Origin of the sequence: Pseudomonas sp. TNT3 (assembly GCF_010095445.2) — a bacterium.
GTDB lineage: Bacteria > Pseudomonadota > Gammaproteobacteria > Pseudomonadales > Pseudomonadaceae > Aquipseudomonas.
Map to the genome: position 1 here is coordinate 207,616 of NZ_WFGV02000001.1, position 21,288 is coordinate 228,903.

The window sequence follows — 21,288 nt, forward strand, 5'->3', positions numbered from 1 at the left end:
CTGTGAGCCGCTTGAAATGGAATTCAACGTTGTTGTCCTGCATTTTTTGCCCCTGCTCGACCGTTCATGGCACAGCCATGGCTATGAAGATCAGTAGATTTTGCAGACGTCTGTTAGTGACGAAGGATCAAAATTATCGGCATGAACGTCCGTATAAATTTGTCCACTTGCGACCTCAATGACTGAGACCGCAACGCCGAGTTGGTCATACCCAATGGCCAGGCTAATCAGCTTTTCCATCTTCCAGCTATCCCACTTATTCATCCATGCTGGAGTCATCACCTGAAGCTCGGTGACCACAGTGGACGAATCTCCTTGATTAAGGATCTCCTTCAAGCTTTTAACGTCACTCGTCATCTGAATAAACGACCACGTCCGACCTTCCTCGCTATGTTCTAAGCAGACGTGAAAACAATGCAGTTCCAGTAATCGCCCAACCACGTGCCAGTTGCTATACCCCTCACCGAACATTCCAGGGATACCGGCAAGAGCGCTGTCGTGTGTTCGAAACATCTTTAAAACTCCGTAAATTTACTGCTTCTAAGATCAAAAAATGGACATGATCGTGCTGAAACTCGCGGTCTTCTCGTGTCCTGCCCCTGCGAGGACGTAGACGGTATTCCTGGTCTCAAAAAGAAAGCCCTCTTCAAAGGACGTGGCGAAGGTGGTACGTACCCAATCGCCGATGTCGAAGCGCCTCTGACTGTCAAAGCGTACGTTGCGGGCATAAACAATTAGGGGCAGTTGGCCGGCTGCTTGGATTTTTGCGAACTCGTCTTCTGTGACGTCAACTTTGAAGATCGTCCAGTCCTCCACTAAGCAATACGGCTTGCCTGGATAGAGAGCTTGCACGAGCCCGATGAGAATCTCGTCTGAGTCGATGGGCCCTTGGCGAGGGGCTCCTGGGCCATTGAGAAGCTCGCTATCTGATGTTGGCTCGTTCACTGTGCATCCTCTTTGCTTTGGCAATACATATAAAATCTTCAGGCGAGCCTGCCCCTTACGAGCAGGAGCTTAGGAAGCCCTACTGCTCACTGCTTCCTAGCGCTCCGGCCCGGAGAGTGAAGGAGTAGATTCCGTGTCATCAACCCAGATTTATCACTCACTTAAATATATAGATTTGAGTGAGAAGTAGCAAACACGGCATACCGTTCGGTTTACAGAGGACGGATCGAATGTCATTACGGATGGCGTACGCAGCGGTGCTGCAATTCGTTAGAACAGGCCGTGGGTTGCTGCAGCAGGACATCGCTGTACGGGTGACGCATTCACACGTCAGTCAACTTGAGGCCGCTAAAACGTCACCGACCTTGGAGGCCAATGAAGATCTGGCATCGGCACTCAACCTGAATCCCGTGACGCTGCTTACCCTAGTCCAGGCGTCATACGAGCAAAAATCAGCACGCGAAATACTGCAGATAGCCCTCGATGAATTGGAAGCGCTGGCATTGCTAGACGAACCGCTCCCTACAGAACCCAAGAAACTCAGGCCACCAAGAACGATAGATGCGGAAAAAAAGCGAGAGGCTGTTCAGCGACTGAAGCACGAAGGATATACGCCAACGCAGGTATCGCAAAAGCTGGGGATACCGAGACCGAGTGTGGGCCGCTACTGGCACAAATCAGACACAAAGTAGGCATCAGTTTGGCTGCCCTGCCTCAAGACCGTATGCCACTGCGTCTGATTTTCAGGTGTAATGCCCCCAGTCGATTCTTTGAGAGACCGGGCTATGCTTCTTTCCGTGCAATGGCCCTCACCGACTTTGTTGCCAAAAATGCGGCAGTTAATAACTGTTCCGCTAACCATTCGGCTTCACTGGTAGTGAAAATCCAACGAACCCAGCCAAAACTCAAATAAATGTACTGTCCTTCTAGCCCTATTTGAACGTCGTAATAGGGCTCCTCATCGTCCTCAAATTCTATAATGGGTTCAGGATCCAACAGAGTTCCGACAATGAGGAACTCTCCTCCTGTGTTCACAATTTGGAGAAAATCGGATTGCTCTGGCGATCCAAACGTTTCATTGCGCTGAATGAGTGTGCGCCAAAACTCGAGACTCGTTTGATGTTTTGACTTATCCGACTCACTGTCATCATGATCATTGGTGTTGATGATTGCCTCTATTAGACCCAACCCCACATCATGTGCCTGAAGAGATGTAAAACTGACGTTGAAATCGTGCAGCCGTACCCGTACCAGCTGCGACGCAGTGAGTTTGACAGTCGTACGAAAATCTTCATTCGTTCCTGGGAACATGAACGTTTCAGATGACTTGAAGGTGAGGCTGGATTTCAATCGTTTATTGCTGCCCATAGCATTCTCGAGAAGTTGGCTCATGAATGTATAAACGGATCGATTTCGAAAAACCTTTAGCGGATTTCAAAATATTTTTTAGCTGGTATGACTGAGGGATAAATCGACCCTAGCCAAGCAAGGAATAGAGAGAAATTCAGGCCTCATTGAGAGAGCTTCGATCCATGGCCTGCTAGATACTCAGCTTCGCCATGTGAGATATGTATGTGCAAGGCTACGAGGTGATGCTGAGTTCCTGACAGATCCCCTGCGCACGGAGCAGCCTGTCATGGCTTGGCAGCATAAATGACGCTGTTCTCGCCCCGATCTTTCACTGAACTGACGCGTTTCCTAAACCTCAGCGACAAAGCTCAGAATATGACCACGAGCAATATGGAGAATTTAACCTCGCGACTTACCCACTCAAGGCTTAGGGAAATTAACCACCTTGCTATCTTGTTGCTGTTCCAGCTCTGCGACTTTCTTCCTCAGCGTGAAAACCTCATACACCAAAGAAACATTTTTCTGCAGGGCTATCTTATAGTCACGTTCCAAAGACTTGTATTTCTCCTTGAGTAACTTATCTGCCGCAACTGTACTTTTGACATCCTCCATGCTGGAGACGCGAACAGCAGAAATCTGAAATTGCTGTCGCTTTGCCGCTTCATCGATTGCTCTACACAGCTCTGGATATCGCAGGTTTTTAATCGAACCCCGTTTCCTACCAGCCTCAAGGGCAACGGTATCATTGTTGATCAGGGTGCCCTTCGGTAGGATCTCTGGCTCATCTCGTTCCAGCCGATCTAAAGCGGAGAGGTAGTTTTCTTCTGCGCTCATTTCAAATCCTCGATTTCGTGGCCAAAGCCAGCACGGCCTACCTGACTGAAAACGGTGTCGAGTTCCAGACTCAACTGCTTGTAGAATGGGCTGGTTGCCGGGAACATCGCGCGACTCTGCTGAAGATTTGATATTCCGTACCGGATTTTTTTGATACTCTTATTGTCATCTAGAACAGAGTATTTGCAGTCTAAGCAAGCAAAAATACTAATGAATCCGATTCTGTCGCATGAATTAAGATTAGTGCAGCCTCCGAGCGGGCCCTCTTTCCAAATCATTTCCCCTTTATCAAATTTTCGAGCAGTGATCTCTCTGTCGGTGGTAATGATCAGGGGTCTACCACGATCTCGGGCCACTTGGATGCGATTGCCCTCGCCTCCCCATAGTCTTCCGGAAGAATTAATCACTTCGGTCTCATAGTTAGCGAGACTAGCAACACGACGTTCGTATTCAAGCTCGCGAATTAGCGCCTGTTGATCCTCAGAAGCCAAGAAATTTACTGCAAAAATCTGGTCGCTCCTATAATAGGAGGCCATTGTCTCAGCCAGGTGCTTATACTGGTTTGCCAGCGCACCTAAAGACACCATTCCAGAACGTGCTGAGTACACCGCAAGTGAGCGTCGGTATTGATGAGAATTTATAGGCCAAGGCTTTCCAATCTCAATGCTTGGATTTGAGCGCCAATCTCTGAAACCATCAAATCTCTCCAACTCAACAACATCACCCTCGGTGATTTTGATATTTGGGATTCTGAGTATCAGGTTATTAATCCGAGGCCCCTGGGCCTTACCCTGTAAGGGTGCCGTACTGTAAATGTAAGTAGCCGAATCCCTATCACCTTTAGTGAAAATTGGGAAAAGCGGATAACAAGACAAGTCCGAATCATCCCAGCCATTTCTTATTGCCGCAACGCGACCAATAGCTTTAGCTGCATTGATTGCCTTTGCGACAACAGGAGCACTAATCCAATATGTTTCAACATTATTGGCACCAGCAGTCTTTGAGGTATAGCCTTTTATTAAAGTTACAACTTGATCAGCAACTCTCATGCTCGTCAACGTATTAGCTGGCAAGGTACGAACTTCATTATCTCGCATCCCTGTAAAAATATGTATCCAATGTTTCGCAATCACACTTATTGAATTTAAGTATCCATTTAGTTCAGATATGTTTTTTAGGTCAAAACGATTACACAATACTTTGAGTTTACAGTTCGCAATAGCATTAGCCCATAGCACTGACTTCTTTGCTCGCTTTGGGCAGCTGCTACCGAAAAGCGGATCTTGACTTTTTCTAATATAAAACTCTGTAAGTTGAGGCGAGTGGGAATTAAAAAATGTCAGCTCATCGTCAAAACCGGAAATCAATTGCGCATAGATTCTCGAAGGAATCAATTTAGTCTGCTCGAAACTACCGGCGTATTCTGCATAGGTGCCCGCGAGAGAACCAACCCTTTCCACGAATCCAAAATCACTTGGAGCCAAACTAAATTGAGGATGAAACAGCCTAAGGCGATACAACTCAAGAAACAAGTCATAAAACCCTCGCAGAACGCCCTTACTACTAATCTTGGAAAGGCTAGTAATCAACATTTCTTGAGAGCTAATTCCATTAAATAACTCCTCAAGGCTAATCCTATTTCTTTCAGCAAATTCGGCAGCTTTTCGAAGGGCTGTAAAACCAACCGATGTGACTTTCCTAGGCTTGGGATAGTAGTGCAAGCGTACCAATTGGATGGCCTGCATTTCTCGGATGATTAGCTGGGTATGTGAATCTTGCCGGCTAACGGCCCAGCTTTCGAAATTGAACACACTAATAGACTTTGGGCAGTACGGCTTCATGTTCCAAACTAGATCTTCCGCTCTCGAAAGAACACTACCATCAGGAGCCCTAGAAACAACAATATTCCCATCGAGCGCCATACACCCTATGACACTGACTGGCTGGTCAGGCAATGTGCTATCTGAATAGCCTCTTTCCTTCAGATCATTTAGCACACTCATGAAACCACCCCCACCGAAACAAATGTATTAAAATGGATCTGCCAGAACTTGTCTAACTTGCCACCCGCTACTTGGGCTTTTATGGAGTCAATCAGTGAAGTCCCGTGCTCAGCTACCTTGCCGATTTCGACCAAAACCTCGCTGATCCGGTGGATCATTGGTGAGAATTTTTCGGCGTACTTCTCAATCGCCATAGATCCTTTAGAAGACTTCAATATATATTCCAACGAAACGAGACGCCTGATGTCTTGTTCATCCGCGTGAACGCTGAAATAGACACAGAACAAGCAGGTGACAGGTTCCCCACAGGACGGTACAGGTGCTAAGGCAGTGAAACCATCCGCTAATGCAGGAGGTAACTCAACGGGCCTATCACAATAGCCCGAAGGCGTGTTAGAGGGGTGATCAGAGTCTTCAATGATCTTCACTGGAATTTCAGACAAAGACCTAGTACGGCTGATCGCCTTGCTATATACCGAATCAAAAAACGCGGTCAACTCAGTCGCAGTGTCCTCTATAGAAGGCCGCGCATAGTGCAGACGAACGACGTTTTCAGAATTCCCTAATTTTTCCGAAGTTAGAAGAGTATCGCCATCGCTCAATTTGATATATTCAGAACCAACGCCTTTACGCCATTGCGTCGGAGTTACCCAAACAGTTTCTGGCAAGGCCGAACTGAATAGGTTTTTTACTTCTTTTACACAGGATGGTTCCATACGGAAAATATCTCCGCTGTCGGCTTGATAGGTAAATATCAATAAAGACTCCCTACCATTTAAAAGCCACTTTCGCAAGTCCATTATTTTCTTAAATACCGGCACGTACTCCACACCAAACTCAGGATAAACCTCTTTTCCTTCCGCCCGCGCTTTTGTTCCTGAATACCTTTTGCCCTGCGTGCTGGGCACAATTTGCTCTGTGTGTAACTCAAGTTCTTGAACAACGCTCAAGTTTGTACCGGATGCTGAAACAAAGGTGATTAAACCTGCACTCAGAGCACGATTCACCAAAGCTGTTGCGGCGTATCCGCGAGGATTATTTTTAAAGTTTCGAATCGTCATCCGGCAATTTTCGTGAGTTTGATAATGCTGTTTCTTTTTATCCGTTTCTTGAGACAATCCAGAATCCGCAACAATTAATGAAAGTTTCGGAAAATGTTTATATTTTTTTAAATGAAAAAAAATTGTTTCTGGATCTTGTCACTTCGCTCTAACTTGGCCTGGGGTGTAATAATAAAAATCCTCATCATTGGGGGAAGAAAATTTCAGTGGCAACCCTCCGCCCATAACGACCGACCTGTGCACCTCATCGATAAAATTAACAAGAGCTGAAAACGTACGCGACCTTTCTTCCTGAGAAGATAAATTGCCAGGCCCATCAATCCGACCGCGACTTCTGCGCAACAACATAGTAAAACTTTGAACCTTCTCTACAGTCAGGCCTGACGCCAATGACACGACAATTGCAGCGCCTTTCTGATATCCCTCAGCGGTGTTTTTTGAAATACCTCCTCCAACTTGTGATAAGTTAACCATCTGATGAAGATGGAGGGTATATTGGCAATATGCGGACGTTAATGAATCAGTTTCATTGAATACAATGTGCTCATCTTGATCATCAATCCAATCGTAGAACTTCTTAAAAACACTGTATTTTCTTTCCACTGAGGCGGTGCTACCACTTCGCAAGTTTTCTATAATACCTCTAACAATGGGAACCCTATTTACATCCAGCGTTGACTGGTCGACTGCGGCTCCAGCAAATCCTTTGCCCGCTACTTTATCCCTTGAAAGGTAACAAAAACAGCCCACATCCACAGCCCTACAACGACTGCTAGTTTTCGATTGCAAAAACTCAATCACCACCAACTCAGGCCGCAGCACTTCGGTCTTCGTATTGTAAAAATCCAACAAAATGACTGGGCGATATTCTCGCTTATTGTGCATTATTATCACCACTCCGCGTCGCGGTGGTGTTAACATATTTGAACAGCCGAATTTCAAATTTTCTCTGTATGTCGGCTTTTCTTTCTATCTCAGTTCTGTAGTTGAGATACAGTAATGTAGTCTCTTTATTTTTATGCCCCATTCGCTGCTGGACATATTCTAGTGCTGCTGTCACACCACGATGCTCGATTTCAGCATCAAGCAGATTCATCCCAAATGACGCTCGCAGATCATGGAACCGAAACCTGAGATAGTCTCGATCCTCAAGACGAATCTTGGGCAAAAGCGTATCGGTGATGAACTGCCTGATAGTGGCGCCTTCCCGGATTGACCCGTATGCACGATTATGGGCACTTGCTCGTCCATTCACATTAAAGTTTTCACGATCTGCGATTTCACGCTTGCTTGTATAGTACTCACTACCTGTATTGGTCAAAAAAAGATAGTTGGTGTCAACATCACCATAGAAAGATCGCTCTCGGCGTTTAATCGACTCTGGACTACGGCTGTAAACCCTCAGATCATGAACCAACCAACCTGGGATGACTAGAGTCATACATCCTCCACCTTTGGTATCGACTCCTGTTCCCGCACCAATAGGTAGACGGAGATCCCCTTCACCATCTAGCGATCTCCAAATATGACAGACCTGAATTGTACATAGGCTTTGCATCCTGCCGCCTGTAAACAAAGCCAGATAGAAAAGCAACTGATACTCTCTGGACGACTCTAAAAGCGTTTTCAGTAAAACTTCTTGCTGAGTGACATTCAAGGGCCGGAGCAGCCCGCCATCATTAATGAACTCAGGGACTTTGTTTTTTGTAGGAACCTTGATTGCTAAGTTATGAGACTCGACCTGAAGAAGTCTAGAGAGGCCAACATTATCCTCAATCGATAAGTACATCATTACAACTTCAAAGGGTTGGTGCTGGAATTTCTCCTGAGCCACCAAACCCCAACGCATAATTTCTTTATAAAATCGCACCACGGCATTTATCCGGCCTCGCCCTGTTCCTCGTTTAATTTCGCCAGAGTTAATTTGATCAACCAATCGCCGACGATATCGATATGTCACCTTCAACAAATCATTTTCCGGAAAATGAAGGAAGTCCAGACTTTCTTCTTCAAGAAATCTTCGATAGTCTAAAAGATGACCGGCGATAGTGCGAAAACTTCTCGATTCATACTTGGTAGTTTTTTGTAATCTATACACTAGGTATAGGTTACCAATTTCCCAAGGCGCACCATCACCTTGAATGATTACTGGGAAATTAGGAAAGTACCCGGACGGGCCTTGAGTGAAATTGTGAGGAGGTTGAATATTTTTATTACTGGAGGCAGCGAAGTTAACATTTAGCAATCGGAACTCAGGAATGAGCAGACTATATGCATCGGATTCGTAACGCCCTGTTCGCTTAGCCGATCCCCCAATGACTCCCATCCAACCACCCCTCTCTACGATGTCCATTTGTCCACATCATAGCAGATTTGGATTCTATCGTCCACATAGCAACCTTTGGATTACCCACCAAAAACATCGCCGCCGTACCAATCACCGACAGGCTTTTCATCATGTAAGGCGCAGCGCGCAGAATCCCGTTGCCGATGCTTTTGGCCATCTGACCGGGCTTCTGCGTCAACCACAGGCCGAGATCGTCAAGTTTGACGATGCCTGCCACCAGGCCATAAACACCCACCGTCATCACAATGGCAATACCCGATAGCACGATGACCTGCTGGGTCAGCGAAGCGCCCGCCACGGTGCCCAGGGTAATGGCGATGATTTCCGCTGACAGAATGAAGTCGGTGCGAATGGCCCCCTTGATCTTGTCCTTTTCGAACGCCACAAGATCGGTCGCCGGATCGGCTACGGCTTCAACCAGCTGTGCATGCTCGGCCTGATCCTCGGCCTTGCTGTGCAGGAATTTGTGCGCGAGTTTCTCGAAACCTTCAAAACACAGGTAAGCGCCACCGACCATCAACAACGGTGTGACCAGCCAGGGAATGAATGCACTGATGGCCAGCGCCGAGGGCACCAGGATCAATTTGTTAAGAAACGACCCTTTGGCGACAGCCCAGACCACCGGAATTTCCCGCTCGGCCCGCACGCCGGACACTTGCTGGGCATTGAGCGCCAGGTCGTCACCGAGTACGCCAGCGGTCTTTTTGGCAGCCATTTTGGTCATCAACGCCACATCGTCGAGTACCGCGGCGATGTCGTCGATCAGCAACAGCAAACTGCTTCCTGCCATGAATGAGTTTTCCTTCGAAGAGTGAATGCTGCGCAGCATAGCCTGCCCACAGCGCGGCGGGGCATTCTTGAGCGCCGCGCGAAGCCGGTGCTACCATGCGCAACCGCCAGCACAGGCAAGGAACCACCGGGTTTATGAGCACTATCCGCGAGCGCAACAAAGAACTGATCCTGCGTGCCGCCAGTGAAGAATTTGCCGACAAGGGCTTCGCTGCGACCAAAACCAGTGACATCGCCGCCAAGGCGGGATTGCCCAAGCCCAACGTCTACTACTACTTCAAATCCAAGGAAAACCTCTACCGCGAGGTCCTGGAAAGCATCATCGAGCCGATTCTGCAGGCCTCGACGCCATTCAACGCCGACGGTGTGCCCAGTGAAGTACTGAGCGGCTATATTCGCTCGAAAATCCGCATCTCCCGCGACCTGCCTTTTGCCTCCAAGGTGTTCGCCAGCGAAATCATGCACGGCGCCCCACACTTGAGCGCTGACCTGGTTGAACAGCTCAACAGCCAGGCCAAGCACAACATCGACTGCATCCAGACCTGGATCGACCGCGGGCAGATCGCAACCATCGACCCCAATCACCTGATGTTCAGCATCTGGGCAGCAACCCAGACATACGCCGACTTCGACTGGCAGATCACTGCCATTACCGGCAAGGCCAAGCTGGATGAAGACGATTACGAAGCGGCAGCGCAGACGATTATCCGGTTGGTGCTGAAGGGGTGTGAGCCGGATCATTAAGATTGCGGTGACCCTATCGCTAGCAGGCTAGCTCCCACAGGGGATTTGTGAGCGCCACAGTTCCAGTGTGGGAGCTAGCCTGCTAGCGATGAAGACAACTCGGTTTCAGCTCAAACCCAGATAGCATCCCACAACGGATAATCGCCAAGCTTTTTCACCAGTCCAGCCCGCAACGGATTGGCGACTACATATCGAGCCATTTTTACCAAATCTTCCTCTCGCCGAAGAGCCCGGTCGTGAAAGCCTTTTTGCCAGAGAGCGATCTTGCGGCCAGTGATCCGATTCACTGCTTGGGTGCTCAGTGATTTAGTCTTTTGCATCAGGTCGCCCAACGACCCCTGCTGTAACTCAACCAGCCAATGAAAGTGATCGGGCATAACGACCCAGGCTAATGAGTTAACGCAGCCTTGGTCTTGTGCCGCGCGAAACTGTGCGACGACCAATCTGCCCAAGATGAAATCCTTGAAGACAGGTTTTCTGGCGAGTGTGTTGGTTGTCAAAAGATAGATGCGGTTTGGCTCGGCAAATCGGCCAATGCGTAAGCGGTTTGAAGCAGGTAAATCCAGCATTCCGTTGCCCCTTGCATGATTAATTCAAGAGGAAGGCTAGACCTTACATAACCCAAGGGTGGGGCAGACAGTTAGCTTCATGTGTCTGATAGTCTGCCATCGCCAGCAGGCTGGCTCCCACAATTGATCTCTGACACTCAGATATTTTCCTGTAGGAGTGAGCCTGCTCGCGATAGCGGTTAATCAATCACCACAAAATCAAGCACTCACCCCCGCATCCGCCCGCAACCCCAACGCCTCAATCGCATTGATCGCGCACTGTTCATCAACATCCGACAAATCCCCGCTGATCCCCACCGCCCCCAGCACATTCCCGTCCTGATCCCGCACGAGCACACCACCCGGTGCCGGCACGACGCTGCCCTGCCCCAGGCTATTCAATGCCGCGATGAAGGCTGGTCGTTGCTGGGCGTCCAGTGCCAGCAGGCGCGAGCCTTTGCCCAGTGCGATGGCGCCCCAGGCTTTGCCGATGGCGATTTGCGGGCGTAGCAGGCTGGCGCCGTCTTCGCGCTGCAGGGAGATCAGGTGGCCGCCAGCGTCCAGCACGGCGATGGTTAAAGGTGCTGCGTTGATTGCACGCGCAGCGGAGATGGCCTGACTGGTCAGGTTGACTGCAACTTTCAAGGTTAAAGCGCTCATGGTGCCGTCCTCATTTTGTTATAGGGAAAGCCAGTGGACTGCGCCGAAGTGCCGCAGTCCGATGCAACAAATAGAACACAATTAGTTATTTTTTTGTATACAATAATTATCGAAAAGCGCGACATGCGACGAAAAGCCACAATAAAACCGGCTTCCGACGAATGAAACACTCGCTTGAGAAAATGGATTGACCTGCGCCGTCCGCCGTGAATACACTCTGCGCAAAGCCACTTGTATACAATTACAAAACGTAAGAGGCACAAAACCATGAGCAAAATGAGAGCAATCGAAGCCGCCGTTCTGGTGATGCGCCGTGAAGGGGTTGATACCGCTTTTGGCATCCCCGGCGCCGCGATCAACCCGCTGTACTCCGCCCTGCAGAAGGTCGGTGGCATCGATCACGTCCTCGCTCGCCACGTTGAAGGCGCCTCGCACATGGCTGAGGGCTACACCCGCACCAAGGCTGGCAACATCGGCGTGTGCATCGGCACTTCCGGCCCTGCCGGTACGGACATGGTCACCGGGCTCTACAGCGCCTCGGCCGACTCGATCCCGATCCTGTGCATCACCGGGCAAGCACCCCGCGCCCGTATGCATAAGGAAGACTTCCAGGCCGTCGACATCACCGCAATCGTCAAACCTGTCACCAAATGGTCGACCACTGTCATGGAGCCGGGCCAAGTGCCCTACGCGTTCCAGAAAGCCTTCTACGAAATGCGCTCCGGCCGTCCAGGCCCCGTGCTGATCGACCTGCCGTTCGACGTGCAGATGGCTGAAATCGAATTCGACATCGACGCCTACGAGCCTCTGCCGTTGGCCAAGCCGACCGCGAACCGCGTGCAAATCGAGAAGGCCCTGGCCATGCTCGATCAAGCTGAGCGTCCATTGCTGGTTGCCGGTGGTGGCATCATCAATGCCGATGCGGCCGAACTGTTGGTCGAGTTCGCTGAACTGACCGGTATCCCGGTTATCCCGACCCTGATGGGCTGGGGCACCATCCCGGACGATCACCCGTTGATGGTGGGTATGGTGGGTCTGCAGACCTCGCACCGCTACGGCAACGCAACGATGCTCAAGTCCGATCTGGTGCTGGGCGTCGGCAACCGTTGGGCCAACCGCCACACCGGTTCGATTGACGTTTACACCGAAGGCCGCAAATTCATTCACGTCGACATCGAACCGACCCAGATCGGCCGCGTGTTCACCCCGGACCTGGGCATCGTTTCCGATGCCGCTGCCGCGCTGACCGTGTTCATCGAAGTCGCTCGCGAGTGGCAAGCTGCCGGCAAACTGAAAAACCGCAGCGCCTGGCTGCAAGATTGCCAACAGCGTAAAGCCAGCCTGCACCGCAAGACTCACTTCGATAACGTGCCGGTCAAGCCGCAACGCGTTTACGAAGAGATGAACCAGGTGTTCGGCAAAGACACCTGCTACGTCAGCACCATTGGTCTGTCGCAGATTGCCGGCGCTCAGTTCCTGCACGTCTACAAGCCTCGCCACTGGATCAACTGCGGCCAGGCGGGCCCATTGGGCTGGACCATTCCGGCTGCGCTGGGCGTGGTCAAGGCAGACCCGACCCGCAAGGTCGTGGCGCTGTCGGGCGACTATGATTTCCAGTTCATGATCGAAGAATTGGCCGTGGGCGCGCAGTTCAAGCTGCCGTACATTCACGTTGTGGTAAACAACTCGTACCTGGGGCTGATTCGTCAGGCGCAGCGCGGTTTCGATATGGACTACTGCGTGCAGTTGTCCTTCGATAACCTGAACGCTCCGGAACTCAACGGTTACGGTGTCGACCACGTCGCAGTGGCCGAGGGTCTGGGCTGCAAGGCACTGCGCGTGTTCGAACCGGATCAGATCCAGCCTGCCCTGCGCAAGGCTCAGGAACTGATCGAAGAGTTCAAGGTGCCCGTCATCGTCGAGATCATTCTGGAGCGCGTGACCAACATTTCCATGGGTACCGAGATCAACGCCGTCAACGAATTCGAAGACCTGGCGTTGGTCGGCAACGACGCACCGACTGCGATTTCGTTGTTGGATTAAGAACGACCTTGTACCTGTAGCAGCTGCCGAGGCACGAGGCTGCGTTGCGTGTCCGCAGGACCGCCGCCGGGGGCCGCTTCGCAGCCCAACGCAGCCTCGTACCTCGACAGCTGCTACAGGGAACTGAATTTACAGGAGACCACCATGCCGCGTTTCGCAGCCAACCTGTCCATGCTGTTCACCGAACAGGATTTCCTTGCCCGTTTCGAAGCTGCCGCCAAGGCGGGTTTCAGTGGTGTCGAGTACCTGTTTCCTTACGATTTCAGCTCGGCTGAAATCAAAGCCACGCTCGACGCCAATGGCCTGACCCAAGTGCTGTTCAACTTGCCGACCGGTGACTGGGCCAAGGGCGAACGCGGCATTGCGTGCCTGCCGGATCGGGTGGAAGAATTCCGCGCCGGTGTCGACCTGGCCATCGCTTACGCGCAAGTGCTGGGCAACACCCAGATCAACTGCCTGGCCGGTATTCGTCCACAAGGTGTCGATGACGCCACGGTCGAAAAAACCTTCGTCACCAACCTCAAGTACGCAGCCGACAAGCTGCAGGCGGCGGGCATCAAACTGGTGATGGAAGCGATCAACACCCGCGACATCCCGGGGTTCTACCTGAACAACACGGCGCAAGCCCTGTCGATTCGCGAACAGGTCGGCAGTGCCAACCTCTTCCTGCAATACGACATCTATCACATGCAAATCATGGAGGGCGACCTGGCCCGCACCATGGCTGCGCACCTGGGCGAGATCAACCATATCCAGTTGGCCGACAACCCGGGACGCAACGAACCTGGCACCGGTGAAATCAATTACCGCTTCCTGTTCGAACACCTGGACCGCATCGGTTATCAGGGATGGGTCGGCTGTGAATACAAACCGCTGACCACCACTGAAGCCGGCCTGGGCTGGCTCAAAACCCATAACGCAATCTGACACAGATCCCCTGTAGGAGCGAGCCTGCTCGCGATGAGGGCAGCACATTCGACATTGATGTTGCCTGACATACCGCTATCGCGAGCAGGCTCACTCCTACAAAAAGCAACGCTCCCCTATTTGCTTGCGAGCAATACAAAAACAAGAGGAATTTCTCATGGCTAAAATCGGATTTATCGGCACTGGCATCATGGGCCACCCAATGGCGTTGAACCTGCAGAAAGCCGGTCACAGCCTGTTCCTGTCGCAACACCACGACGCTGCCCCCGCCGACCTGATCGCCGCTGGCGCCGTCGCCCTGGCGAACCCGAAAGAAGTCGCTCAGGAAGCTGAATTCATCATCGTCATGGTGCCGGACACCCCGCAGGTCGACGACGTGCTGTTCCGCGCTGACGGCATCGCCGCCGGTGTTGGCAAAGGCAAAGTCGTGATCGACATGAGCTCGATCTCCCCAACCGCCACCAAAGCCTTCGCTGCGAAAATCAACGAAAAAGGCGCCCAGTACCTCGACGCGCCAGTGTCAGGCGGTGAAGTCGGCGCCAAAGCCGCGACCCTGAGCATCATGGTCGGTGGCGATGCCGATGCCTTTGAACGGGTACTGCCGCTGTTCCAGGCCATGGGCAAGAACATCACACTGGTGGGCGGCAATGGCGACGGTCAGACCGCGAAAGTGGCTAACCAGATCATCGTTGCGCTGAACATCCAGGCCGTCGCCGAAGCCCTGTTGTTCGCCTCGAAAAACGGTGCCGATCCAGCCAAGGTGCGTGAAGCGCTGATGGGCGGTTTCGCCTCGTCGAAAATCCTTGAAGTGCACGGCGAGCGCATGATCAAAGGTACCTTTGATCCGGGCTTCCGCATCAGCCTGCACCAGAAGGACCTGAACCTGGCCCTGGCCGGTGCTCGCGAGTTGGGCATCAACCTGCCAAACACCGCTAACACCCAGCAAGTGTTCAGCACCTGCGCGGCCATCGGTGGAAGCAACTGGGATCACTCGGCGCTGATCAAAGGTCTGGAACACATGGCGAATTTCTCGATCCGCGATAAATAACAACAATCTGAAGCTGGCTCGGTCCCTGTGGGAGCTGGCTTGCCTGCGATAGCATCGACTCGGTCTGCCCGAAATACCGCGTCGCCTGAATCGCAGGCAAGCCAGCTTCCACAGGACCGCGTCTCAACACCTGATTTCGCTTTGTCCCAATAACAAGAATTCCGGGAGCTCGCCATGTCGATCGATCCGCAACAATTTCTTCGCGACCTGTTCGCCACCGCCATCGACGCGGCCCATCCTCAACAAGTCCTCGAAGCTCACTTGCCCACTGATCGCAGCGGTCGGGTGATCGTCATTGGCGCCGGCAAAGCTGCCGCCGCCATGGCCCAAGTCGTCGAGCGTTGCTGGAAGGGTGAAGTCTCCGGCCTGGTCGTTACCCGCTACGGCCACGGCGCCCCGTGCGAAAAAATCGAAGTGGTCGAAGCTGCCCACCCGGTGCCCGACGCTGCCGGTCTGGCCGTCGCCAAGCGCGTGCTGGAACTGGTCAGCAACCTGACCGAAGACGACCGCGTGATCTTCCTGCTGTCAGGCGGTGGTTCTGCATTGCTGGCACTGCCGGCGGCCGGGATTACCCTTTCCGACAAACAGTCGATCAACAAAGCCCTGCTCAAATCCGGCGCCACCATCGGCGAGATGAACTGCGTACGCAAACACCTCTCGGCGATCAAAGGCGGCCGTCTCGGCAAGGCCTGCTGGCCTGCCACTGTTTATACCTATGCGATTTCCGATGTGCCGGGCGACCTCGCCACGGTCATCGCCTCCGGCCCGACTGTGGCCGACCCAAGCACCTCCGCCGAAGCGCTGGCAATCCTCAAGCGCTATGGCATCGACGTCCCGGCGACCGTACGCGATTGGCTACAGAGCCCGGAATCGGAAACCGTCAAACCGGGTGATCCAAGCCTGGCACGCAGTCATTTCCAGCTGATCGCCCGGCCCCAGCAGTCGCTTGAAGCGGCCGCGGTGAAAGCACGTCAGGCCGGTTTCAGCCCACTGATCCTCGGCGACCTGGAAGGCGAGTCCCGGGAAGTGGCCAAGGTTCACGCCGGCATCGCGCGCCAAGTGGTGCTGCATGGGCAACCACTGCCGGCACCGTGCGTGATCCTTTCCGGTGGCGAAACCACCGTGACCGTGCGCGGCAATGGCCGTGGCGGACGCAACGCCGAGTTCCTGCTGAGCCTGACCGACAGCCTTAAAGGCTTGCCCGGCGTTTACGCCCTGGCCGGTGATACCGACGGCATCGACGGCTCCGAAGACAATGCCGGCGCCATCATGACCCCGGACAGCTATGCCCGCGCCGCCGCGTTGGGTCTGAGCGCCAGCGATGAGCTGGATAACAACAATGGCTACGGCTACTTCGAGGCACTCGACGCCCTGATCGTTACCGAGCCGACGCGCACCAACGTCAATGACTTCCGCGCCATCCTGATTCTCGAGAGCCCTAAAAATGACGCCTGACAAAAAGGTCAAAATTCTCGCCACCCTCGGCCCGGCCACCGATGGCATCGACGACATCCGTGAGCTGGTCGAGGCCGGGGTCAACATTTTCCGTTTGAATTTCAGCCACGGCGATCACGCGGATCATGCGCAGCGTTATCAGTGGATTCGTGAAGTCGAACGCCAGCTGAACTACCCGCTGGGCATTCTGATGGACCTGCAAGGCCCGAAACTGCGGGTCGGTAAGTTCGCCGAGGGCAAAGTGCAACTGGTGCGTGGCCAGGCATTGCGCCTGGACCTGGACCCGACACCGGGTGATCAGCGCCGCGTTAACCTGCCCCACCCGGAAATCATCGCCGCGCTGGAGCCGGGCATGGACCTGCTGCTCGATGACGGCAAGCTGCGCCTGCGAGTGGTCACCAAATACGCCGACGCCATCGATACCACCGTGCTGAACGGCGGTGAGCTGTCGGACCGCAAAGGCGTGAATGTGCCGCAGGCGGTGCTGGAATTGAGCCCGCTGACCGCCAAGGATCGTCGCGACTTGAGCTTCGGCCTGGAACTGGGCGTGGACTGGGTGGCGCTGTCGTTTGTGCAACGTCCGGAAGACATTCGCGAAGCCCGCACATTGATCGGCGACAAAGCGTTTCTGATGGCCAAGATCGAGAAACCGTCGGCGGTCACTCAATTGCGCGAAATCGCTGAGCTGAGCGACGCGATCATGGTGGCGCGTGGCGATCTGGGCGTTGAAGTGCCCGCCGAAAGCGTGCCGCAGATTCAAAAGAACATCATCACCATCTGCCGCCAGCTCGGCAAACCGGTGGTGGTGGCGACACAGATGCTCGAATCCATGCGCTTCTCCCCTGCCCCGACCCGCGCCGAGGTGACCGATGTTGCCAACGCCGTGGCCGAAGGGGCCGACGCGGTGATGCTGTCGGCGGAAACCGCGTCCGGCGAGTACCCGCTGGAAGCCGTGCAGATGATGAGCAAGATCATCCGCCAGGTGGAAAACGGCCCGGACTACCAGGCTCAATTGGACGTGAGTCGGCCAAAAGCCGAGGCCACTGTTTCCGATGCGATCAGCTGTGCGATTCGTCGTATCAGCAACGTGTTGCCGGTGGCGGTGCTGGTGAATTACAGCGAGTCGGGGACGTCCAGTCTGCGTGCGGCGCGCGAGCGTCCGACGGTGCCGATTCTCAACCTCACACCGAACCTGCAGGCCGCGCGCCGCTTGACCGTGGCGTGGGGCGTGCACTCGGTGGTCAATGACCGGCTGCGCCAGGTAGATGAAGTGTGCTCGACGGCACTGGAGATCGCGCAAGCGCAGGGCATGGCTCAGCGTGGCGACACGTTGTTGATCACCGCGGGTGTGCCCTTTGGGCAGCCTGGGTCGACTAACTCGTTGCGTATCGAGACATTGATCTAGCGATTACCCCTGTGGCGAGGGAGCTTGCTCCCGCTCGGCTGCGAAGCAGTCGTCGTTTTGGCATGACGGTTTCAACAGAAAGACCGCGTTGCCAGATTTGGGCTGCTACGCAGCCAGCGGGAGCAAGCTCCCTCGCCACAGAGTTCATGCAAGTCCTTTGATTTTCCTCTGCCCTAGATTCCATCATGCCCGCCAACCACTTCAACACCCACTGCCCCGACTGGGCGACTGCCCTGCTCAACGGATTCAGTCAGATCTTCCTCCAGCGCCATCCGCTGTGCGGTCTGCTGTGCCTGCTCGCCATTCTCTTTACCGCGCCCACCCTGCTCGGCGGCGCGCTGCTGGGTGGCGTCGCCGGATTGCTCACCGCGCAACGTCGCGGTTACGCCAAGGCCGATCGCCAGGCTGGGCTGTTCAGCTACAACGGTGTCCTGCTCGGTTTATTGCTGAGCCTGTATTTCCCCTGGTCAGCGCTGTTACCCCCGCTGATCATCGCCGCAGGCGGGCTGAGTGCGATGGTCACTCAACAGTGGCTCAAACGCGCGCGCTTCAGCCAATACCTGCCGGCCTACACGGCGCCCTTCGTGGGCCTGGGCTGGTTGCTGCTGTGCTTCGCCACGCCCTCGACCACCGCGCACCTGATCGAAATCAACACGCAGAACATGCTCGCCGCACCGTTCAAAGGCCTCGGCCAGGTGATGTTCCTCGGTCATCCACTGGCCGGCGCGATGATTGCGACGGGTTTGCTGATCGCTGATCGCCGCGCGTTTTGCTGGGCGTTGCTGGCGTCTGTCGCGGGCATGGGCTGGAGCCTGCTGCACCACGACTTCTATACCGCCTTGATCGGCCTCGGTGGCTACAACGCCGTGCTCGCCGCCCTCGCCTTCAGCTCACAGCGCGAAAAGCCCTGGTTACCGCTGGCCGGTATCGCCACGGCGCTGTTGCTCACGCCGGTGTTTGCCACCCTTGGTCTGCCGACGCTGACCGCGCCGTTCATCCTCGCTTGCTGGCTAATCCGCTCGGTTGTTCAAATGCGCCGCAAAACCTCTGTTGCCCATACGCCTTGCGCTCTGGAGGAGAATCAACCTAGGCTTCGCTGATCATTGGTTCAGGCGGTATCCATGGACAGCAGCAGAAACTGGCGTGAAGAGCTTTACGTCATGGTTTTCCAGAGCGACACCAAGGCAGGACGGCGCTTCGACGGCATTTTGCTGTTGATCATCCTCGCCAGCATTGTGATTGTGATGCTCGACAGCATCGACTCGATCCACCAGAACTACGCCAACGTGCTGGCGTATATCGAGTGGGGCTTCACAATAATTTTCGCCATCGAGTACGGCTTGCGGTTGTATTGCTCCCCCAAGCCGTTGCGCTATGCCTTCAGCTTTTATGGGTTGGTGGATTTGCTGGCAATCGTGCCCGGCATCCTCGCGCTGTACTACGCTGACGCGCAGTACCTGCTGATCATTCGGATCATTCGGATGCTGCGAATTTTCCGCGTGCTCAAGCTCAGCCCGTACCTCAAGCAAGCCAACTACCTGATGTCGGCGCTGCGCGGCAGCAAGCAGAAGATCGTGGTGTTCCTGGTCAGCGTGTGCACGCTGGTGACCGTGTTCGGCACACTGATGTACGTGATCGAAGGCCCGGAGCATGGCTTTACCAGTATCCCAAAAGGCATCTATTGGGCCATCGTGACACTGACCACCGTGGGCTTTGGCGACATCGTGCCGAAGACGCCCTTGGGCCAGGTGATTTCGTCGCTAGTGATGATCACCGGCTACTCGATCATTGCCGTACCGACAGGGATTTTCACCGCTGAACTGGCCAACGCCATGCGCGGGGAACAGCTGCAACACGACTGCCCGGTGTGCAAGAAAAACAGCCACGAAGCGGGCGCCGCGTTTTGCTCGCGGTGCGGCAATCAACTGTTCAAGAAAATGGAATAAGCAAAGAGCTTTTTAATCTTTAAAGGACTATGCGGCTCCCGTTATAGTCGCTGGCAAATTGCCTCACTTTTAATAAAAAACAACTTTTCGAACAAGGAATGCGCAGTGAAAAAAATCTTTGGCGCCTCGCTTCTGGCTGCTGGCCTGGCTCTGACCAGCATGGCTCAGGCCGCTCCGACCCTGCTTAACGTTTCCTACGACGTGATGCGCGATTTCTACAAGGACTACAACACTGCCTTCCAGAAACACTGGCAGGCCGAGCACAACGAAAACATCACCCTGCAGATGTCCTTCGGCGGCTCCAGCAAACAGGCGCGCTCGGTCATCGACGGCCTGCCGGCTGACGTCATCACCATGAACATGGCCACCGACATCAATGCCCTCGCCGACAACGGCAAACTGGTCCCGGACAACTGGGTTACCCGCCTGCCGAACAACAGCGCACCGTTCACCTCGGCCACCGTGTTCATCGTCCGCAAGGGCAACCCGAAAGCCCTGAAAGACTGGCCCGACCTGCTCAAGGATGACGTGCAAGTCATCGTGCCAAACCCGAAAACCTCGGGTAACGGGCGCTACACCTACCTTTCGGCCTGGGGCTATGTGCTGAAAAACGGCGGTGACGAGAGCAAAGCCAAAGACTTCGTCGGCAAGCTCTTCAAGCAAGCGCCTGTACTGGACACCGGCGGCCGTGCAGCCACGACCACCTTCATGACCAACCAGATCGGCGACGTGCTGGTGACCTTCGAAAACGAAGCGGAAATGATTGCCCGCGAGTTTGGTCGCGAACAGTTTGAAGTCATCTACCCAAGCGTCTCCGCCGAAGCCGAGCCGCCCGTGTCGGTGGTCGACAAAGTCGTCGACAAGAAAGGCACCCGCGCCGCCGCCGAGGAATACCTGAAATACCTGTGGTCCCCGCAAGGCCAGGAAATTGCCGCGGCCAACTACCTGCGCCCACGTGACCCGGCCGTGCTGGCCAAGTACACCGATCGTTTCCCGAAAGTGGACTTCCTGTCGGTCGAGAAGACCTTCGGCGACTGGCGCACCGTGCAGAAAACTCACTTCAATGATGGTGGGGTGTTTGATCAGATCTACAGCGGTCAGTGATCGCTGAGCGGTAACGAAAAGGCGACCTGAGAAGGTCGCCTTTTTTTGTGGGCTCTAAAAGTGTACAGCCCCCCTGTGG

The 21,288-nt window shown here is 53.9% G+C and carries 20 protein-coding genes and 1 pseudogene; 10 read left to right on the forward strand and 11 right to left on the reverse strand.

Going from position 1 to position 21,288, the window contains the following annotated elements; genetic code table 11:
- Window positions 1–90: 90 nt before the first annotated feature.
- Window positions 91–513: a hypothetical protein gene (locus tag GBC55_RS01080; protein ID WP_162435971.1), complete on the reverse strand. Its 423-nt coding sequence runs from the start codon at window positions 511–513 to the stop codon at window positions 91–93.
- Between the two features lie 33 nt (window positions 514–546).
- On the reverse strand, window positions 547–945 hold the full coding sequence (locus GBC55_RS01085; protein ID WP_162435970.1) for a hypothetical protein: 399 nt from the start codon (window positions 943–945) through the stop codon (window positions 547–549).
- A gap of 230 nt (window positions 946–1,175) precedes the next feature.
- On the opposite strand from GBC55_RS01085, the gene GBC55_RS01090 reads away from it, so the two are divergent.
- Entirely contained in the window at window positions 1,176–1,637 is a 462-nt protein-coding gene (locus GBC55_RS01090; RefSeq protein ID WP_162435969.1) for a helix-turn-helix transcriptional regulator, read from the forward strand.
- A gap of 91 nt (window positions 1,638–1,728) precedes the next feature.
- Here GBC55_RS01090 and GBC55_RS01095 read toward each other — a convergent pair whose 3' ends face one another.
- From GBC55_RS01095 to GBC55_RS01125, 7 genes and pseudogenes are all read right to left on the reverse strand, one after another.
- Window positions 1,729–2,313 carry a hypothetical protein gene (locus GBC55_RS01095; protein ID WP_162435968.1) on the reverse strand — a complete coding sequence of 195 codons (585 nt, stop codon included), beginning with the start codon at window positions 2,311–2,313 and terminating at the stop codon, window positions 1,729–1,731.
- A 402-nt stretch (window positions 2,314–2,715) separates the two neighbouring features.
- On the reverse strand, window positions 2,716–3,129 hold the full coding sequence (locus tag GBC55_RS01100) for a hypothetical protein (RefSeq protein WP_162435967.1): 414 nt from the start codon (window positions 3,127–3,129) through the stop codon (window positions 2,716–2,718).
- The gene (locus GBC55_RS01105) at window positions 3,126–5,132 is read right to left on the reverse strand and encodes a hypothetical protein (protein ID WP_162435966.1); all 2,007 of its coding nucleotides are present in this window, start codon (window positions 5,130–5,132) and stop codon (window positions 3,126–3,128) included. The genes GBC55_RS01100 and GBC55_RS01105 overlap by 4 nt, the downstream gene beginning before the upstream one ends.
- Entirely contained in the window at window positions 5,129–6,250 is a 1,122-nt protein-coding gene (locus tag GBC55_RS01110; RefSeq protein WP_162435965.1) for a hypothetical protein, read from the reverse strand. Before GBC55_RS01110 ends, GBC55_RS01105 begins: the two co-directional genes overlap by 4 nt.
- An 81-nt stretch (window positions 6,251–6,331) precedes the next feature.
- The gene (locus GBC55_RS01115) at window positions 6,332–7,078 is read right to left on the reverse strand and encodes a hypothetical protein (protein WP_162435964.1); all 747 of its coding nucleotides are present in this window, start codon (window positions 7,076–7,078) and stop codon (window positions 6,332–6,334) included.
- Window positions 7,068–8,546, reverse strand: coding sequence for a site-specific integrase (locus GBC55_RS01120; protein ID WP_162435963.1), 1,479 nt, complete (start codon window positions 8,544–8,546; stop codon window positions 7,068–7,070). Before GBC55_RS01120 ends, GBC55_RS01115 begins: the two co-directional genes overlap by 11 nt.
- Before the next feature lie 55 nt (window positions 8,547–8,601).
- Window positions 8,602–9,330 (reverse strand): annotated as a pseudogene (locus tag GBC55_RS01125) (DUF808 domain-containing protein); the annotation flags it as partial.
- A 134-nt stretch (window positions 9,331–9,464) separates the two neighbouring features.
- On the opposite strand from GBC55_RS01125, the gene GBC55_RS01130 reads away from it, so the two are divergent.
- Entirely contained in the window at window positions 9,465–10,073 is a 609-nt protein-coding gene (locus GBC55_RS01130) for a TetR/AcrR family transcriptional regulator (RefSeq protein ID WP_162435962.1), read from the forward strand.
- A gap of 110 nt (window positions 10,074–10,183) precedes the next feature.
- Here the strand turns inward: GBC55_RS01130 and GBC55_RS01135 are convergent, their stop codons facing one another.
- Together GBC55_RS01135 and GBC55_RS01140 are read right to left on the reverse strand one after the other, a co-directional pair.
- Window positions 10,184–10,642: a transposase gene (locus GBC55_RS01135; RefSeq protein ID WP_162435961.1), complete on the reverse strand. Its 459-nt coding sequence runs from the start codon at window positions 10,640–10,642 to the stop codon at window positions 10,184–10,186.
- A gap of 198 nt (window positions 10,643–10,840) precedes the next feature.
- Entirely contained in the window at window positions 10,841–11,281 is a 441-nt protein-coding gene (locus GBC55_RS01140; RefSeq protein WP_162435960.1) for a heme-binding protein, read from the reverse strand.
- Between the two features lie 267 nt (window positions 11,282–11,548).
- On the opposite strand from GBC55_RS01140, the gene gcl reads away from it, so the two are divergent.
- The 8 genes from gcl to GBC55_RS01180 all read left to right on the forward strand — a co-directional run bounded on the left by gcl (window position 11,549) and on the right by GBC55_RS01180 (window position 21,209).
- Complete coding sequence (gene gcl / locus GBC55_RS01145) at window positions 11,549–13,324, forward strand: glyoxylate carboligase (RefSeq protein WP_162435959.1); 1,776 nt, start codon at window positions 11,549–11,551, stop codon at window positions 13,322–13,324.
- A 144-nt stretch (window positions 13,325–13,468) separates the two neighbouring features.
- On the forward strand, window positions 13,469–14,251 hold the full coding sequence (gene hyi / locus GBC55_RS01150) for a hydroxypyruvate isomerase (RefSeq protein WP_162435958.1): 783 nt from the start codon (window positions 13,469–13,471) through the stop codon (window positions 14,249–14,251).
- 157 nt (window positions 14,252–14,408) lie between these two features.
- Window positions 14,409–15,299, forward strand: a complete 891-nt coding sequence (locus GBC55_RS01155) for a 2-hydroxy-3-oxopropionate reductase (protein WP_162435957.1) — start codon at window positions 14,409–14,411, stop codon at window positions 15,297–15,299.
- Between the two features lie 174 nt (window positions 15,300–15,473).
- A complete protein-coding gene (locus GBC55_RS01160; protein ID WP_162435956.1) occupies window positions 15,474–16,754 on the forward strand; it encodes a glycerate kinase in 1,281 nt (426 codons plus the stop codon).
- Window positions 16,744–18,159 (forward strand): pyruvate kinase, encoded by a 1,416-nt coding sequence (gene pyk / locus GBC55_RS01165; RefSeq protein ID WP_162435955.1) that lies wholly within the window; start codon window positions 16,744–16,746, stop codon window positions 18,157–18,159. The genes GBC55_RS01160 and pyk overlap by 11 nt, the downstream gene beginning before the upstream one ends.
- Before the next feature lie 185 nt (window positions 18,160–18,344).
- Window positions 18,345–19,259: an urea transporter gene (locus tag GBC55_RS01170; protein ID WP_162435954.1), complete on the forward strand. Its 915-nt coding sequence runs from the start codon at window positions 18,345–18,347 to the stop codon at window positions 19,257–19,259.
- A 21-nt stretch (window positions 19,260–19,280) separates the two neighbouring features.
- Entirely contained in the window at window positions 19,281–20,105 is an 825-nt protein-coding gene (locus GBC55_RS01175; protein WP_162435953.1) for an ion transporter, read from the forward strand.
- A gap of 105 nt (window positions 20,106–20,210) precedes the next feature.
- Complete coding sequence (locus tag GBC55_RS01180; RefSeq protein WP_162435952.1) at window positions 20,211–21,209, forward strand: sulfate ABC transporter substrate-binding protein; 999 nt, start codon at window positions 20,211–20,213, stop codon at window positions 21,207–21,209.
- Window positions 21,210–21,288: the final 79 nt, after the last annotated feature.